Genomic DNA, 3,609 nt, shown 5'->3' with positions numbered 1-3,609 from the left:
CGCCCTGATCACAGCACTCGAAGAAACCACCCGGACGGAGCACGCCGACAAGCCCGTCAAGCAACTGCGCGCCGCATAGAATCAACCCAGACCGTCACCGAAGATCCACGAGACTCGGGACAACCTCAGAGCAGGGTCACGATGACGCAGTCCTCGTGGAGGCCGTCGAGGTAGGTGCTGGACTGCCGGGCGTATGCCGCGGGGGCAGCCTCGCCGGGGTGGGGCTCGGCGAACGACCCGAGTCGGGTCGGGTCGATCCACTCGCCCTCGAGAGTGAGCAGGGCGTATCTCGTCACGGCCCACGCCGCTGCTTCGTCGATTTCCGGCTGTGGTCCGCGGGTGTATCGGGTGATCGGGTCGGAGTCGGGGCCGAGTGCCCAGACTCCCAGGTTCGGGTAGCGGTCCCAGGCTGAGCGATGGTTGAGCGCGCGGACCAGGGGCTGGGTGTGGTGGTCGGCTACGGCCTGCTCGCGCGGGTAGCCCTCGGGGTCCGCGTTGTGGCGGGCAAGGAAGGCGGTCAGGGGCTGCGCCGGCGGGTGGTCGGCGAGGAGTCTTCGGAAGTCGAGTTGCTCGGCCTGCCATTCGGCGCGGGCCTGGTCGACGGCTTGCCGGCGGGTGGCGTCGAAGTCGAGCAGGCCGCGAGGTCCGCCGTCGCAGCGCAGTGGCTCGCGATCGTCGTCTGCGTAGATGAGGCGGGGGTCGCCGTTGTGCTCGGGCTTGACCGTGAAGCGGTGGCCGGGTTCGGCCTCGATGCGCCACCAGTCCCATTCGCCGTGGGGGTTGAAGTCGTCGCTGAGGTTCATGTCGAACGGTGCCATGGCGGCGGCCAGCGCGGCGTTGACTTCGTGCGTGGCGCACGGCTTCAGGCAGACGTTGACGCGGAACTTCGTCATGGCTTCCCCTGTTCGGCCACGGATTGGCCGGCCGAGCCCGCCGCGCCCATTGCGCCCACCGAGCCCGCTGCATCCACCTCGCCCGCCGAGCCCGTCTCGAGCTCCGACGTCGCAGCCTCCTGACGACGTTGGTAGTGCCGTGCGACGCGGGCCCGGTTGCTGCAGGAGGGTTTGCAGTACTCCTGCCGTCCGTGTTCCTTGAGGAAGTAGCGCACGCACCTCGGGGCGCTGCAGGCGGCGAGCCGTCGGCTGTCCTCGTCGGCCAGGAACAGCATCGCCTCTCGCGCCAGGATCGAGGTCAGCCGGTCGAGGGGGTCGGTGGTGGCGGCCTCGGTGAACCGCGTGGTCGGCGCGTGTCCGGGGTCGGTGGGCCAGTGCAGGCTGAGGGTGGCGGGTACGCGCGCGGCGACCAGGTTGAGGTGGTCGAGCGCGTCCGCCGCCTTGGGGAGCCGGTCCGCGTCCGCGCGGCTGGGCGCGGCGGGGGCCACTGCGCGGGCCAGCAGCGCACGCACGGCCGTGCGCACCGAGACCACCGCGTTCCGCGCGTATTCGTCCACTGCGAACGGCGTGTCGGCGTGCCGGAGCTCCGGCAGGGTGTGCTCGGCCTGCTGGGCCTGGATCCACGCGGACAGCTGGGCCGGGGTGCTCAGCTCGTCGGCCACCCCGCCGTTTCCGTCGTGGCGGATCGTGCCCGCAAGTTCCAGGGCAAGCCACCGGTGCATGCCGACCTCCTGTTCCGCCGCGTCCGAGGACGAGTTCTCACTTGATTCCATCACGCCCCACGTCTTACAGTCACCTAACGGCAAATCAATTTTATACGTTAGCGGCCGAATGTGGCCGCTCGGAGGGGGACGGCATGACCCTGCTCGCCCATATCAGCGACCTGCACGTCGACGGCACCGCACGCGCCACGCACCGCGTCCGGCTCGCCGCGGACCACCTTCGTGCCCTGCCGACCCCGCCGGACGCGCTCCTGGTCACCGGCGACATCGCCGACCACGGCGACCCGGACGAATACCGCGAGGTCGCCGAGCTGCTCAGCGTGCCCTTCCCGGTGTTGTTCTGCCCCGGCAACCACGATGCGCGCGGGGCGCTGCGCAGCGTGCTGCTCGGCGAGCCGGAAGACGACCGGCCCGTCAACTCCGTGCACCGCATCGAGGATCTGACCATCCTGATGTGCGACTCGACCATCCCGGGCCACAGCGAGGGGCGGCTCGACGAGGCCACCGTCGCCTGGATCGAGGACACCCTCGCCGAGCCCGAAAATCAGGGCCCGTCGATCGTGGTCATGCACCACCCGCCCGTTCCGGTCCACCACCCGCTGCCGGACAGCGCGCCGCTGACCAATCCCGACGCGCTCGCCGACCTGCTGGACCGGCACCCGCAGGTCATCGCGGTCCTCGCCGGCCACGCCCACACGGCCGCGGCCTCGAGTTTCGCCTCCCGGCCCGTCCTACTGGCACCCGCGGTCACCTGGACCCTCGTCATGCCCCCGCGGTCCGGGCAGATCGCCGATCTCGAGGCACCCGTGGGCCTCGCCCTGCACACCGTCGAGAGGGGCCGGATCGCCACCCACTTCCGGACCGCCTCGACGGGGCAGTAGCCGCGGATGCGTCCCGCGGTCATCCTCGCGTTCCTCGCCGCCGTCTTCCCGCTCGTCGCCACACCCGGAGCCAGTTTCAGCCTGCTGATCCGAGAGGTCACCGCACACGGGCGTCGGCGTGCCCTGCCGGTCATACTCGGCACCGTCACCGGGCTCTACGTGCACGCCACGCTCGCCATCGCCGGATTGTCCGCGCTGGTCATGCACTCGAGCGACGCCTTCGAGGCCGTCAGGCTGGCCGGCGCGGCCTACCTGATCGCGCTCGGCGTCAGCTGCTTGCGCACCGGCTCTCGTCCGCCGGTCGACGCAACGCAGGATCCAAATACACAGGATTCTGATACGCAGGGCCCGGAGACGCAGGGCCCGGATCCGCGTCCCACCGGAACCCTCGTCGCGTATCGGCACGCGCTGCTCGCCAACGTGCTCAATCCGAAGGCGGCGTCCATATTCCTGACGCTGATCCCCCAGTTCCTCGATCCGCACCGGCACCTGGCCCCGCAGATCCTCACCCTCGCCACCGCGCAAGGCCTGCTGGTCTGCACCTGGCTGGCGTGCTGGACGGCCGTCCTGGCCGGCGCGAGGAGACTGCTGAGCTCCACCCACGCCACGAGCATCTGGAAGCGCGCCACCGGCTGCGTGCTCGTCGGCCTCGGGCTACGCAGTGCCCTTGCCTAGGCCCGGGAGCTCTCCATGGCGGTACTGGGTGGGCGAGGTGCCGTGGGCCGCGCGGAAACGACGGGTGAAGTGCGATGCGTCGTGAAAGCCGCAGCGGTGGGCGACGACGTTGACCGGCAGCTGCGGCTGCTGCGTCAGCAGCGAGCGCGCGGCGGCCAGCCGAACGCTCAGGAGGGTCTCCATCAGCGTCCGGGGCTGCGTGGACCACTGCTGGAACAGGTGCCTGACCGAGACGCCGTGCACGCAGGCGATCTCCTCGGCCGTGAGTTCGGGGCGTGAGTAGTTGCTCCGGATGTACAGAACGGCTCGTTCGACCAGGTAGCCGTTCACGGCCTCTCGTGACGCGGGATCGTCCCTCGAGACGGCGGTGCGCAGCAGTGTCGCGGCGAGCTGGGCGGTGACGGGCGCCAGGTTCGCGTGGTCGGCGGGGGACAGGGC

5 protein-coding genes are annotated in these 3,609 nt (G+C 70.5%); 2 read left to right on the top strand and 3 right to left on the bottom strand.

The window, feature by feature from the left end:
• Positions 1–125: 125 nt before the first annotated feature.
• Together KDL01_RS39865 and KDL01_RS39860 are read right to left on the bottom strand one after the other, a co-directional pair.
• Positions 126–893 carry a hypothetical protein gene (locus KDL01_RS39865; RefSeq protein ID WP_212533916.1) on the bottom strand — a complete coding sequence of 256 codons (768 nt, stop codon included), beginning with the start codon at positions 891–893 and terminating at the stop codon, positions 126–128.
• Positions 890–1,666, bottom strand: coding sequence for a CGNR zinc finger domain-containing protein (locus KDL01_RS39860; RefSeq protein ID WP_246577643.1), 777 nt, complete (start codon positions 1,664–1,666; stop codon positions 890–892). Before KDL01_RS39860 ends, KDL01_RS39865 begins: the two co-directional genes overlap by 4 nt.
• Positions 1,667–1,749: 83 nt before the next feature.
• Between KDL01_RS39860 and KDL01_RS39855 the strand changes: the two genes are divergently transcribed.
• On the top strand, positions 1,750–2,496 hold the full coding sequence (locus KDL01_RS39855) for a metallophosphoesterase (protein WP_212533914.1): 747 nt from the start codon (positions 1,750–1,752) through the stop codon (positions 2,494–2,496).
• Between the two features lie 6 nt (positions 2,497–2,502).
• Complete coding sequence (locus KDL01_RS39850; RefSeq protein WP_212533913.1) at positions 2,503–3,171, top strand: LysE family translocator; 669 nt, start codon at positions 2,503–2,505, stop codon at positions 3,169–3,171.
• Here the strand turns inward: KDL01_RS39850 and KDL01_RS39845 are convergent.
• Positions 3,151–3,609: helix-turn-helix domain-containing protein (locus KDL01_RS39845; protein WP_212533912.1), on the bottom strand; the 459-nt coding region annotated here is incomplete at its 5' end. The two genes, KDL01_RS39850 and KDL01_RS39845, sit on opposite strands and share 21 nt — an antisense overlap.

The organism is Actinospica durhamensis (assembly GCF_018139695.1).
Taxonomy (GTDB): Bacteria; Actinomycetota; Actinomycetes; order Streptomycetales; family Catenulisporaceae; genus Actinospica; species Actinospica durhamensis.
Note: the sequence above shows the minus strand (reverse complement) of the source record. Positions and strands in the feature narration are given on the sequence as shown.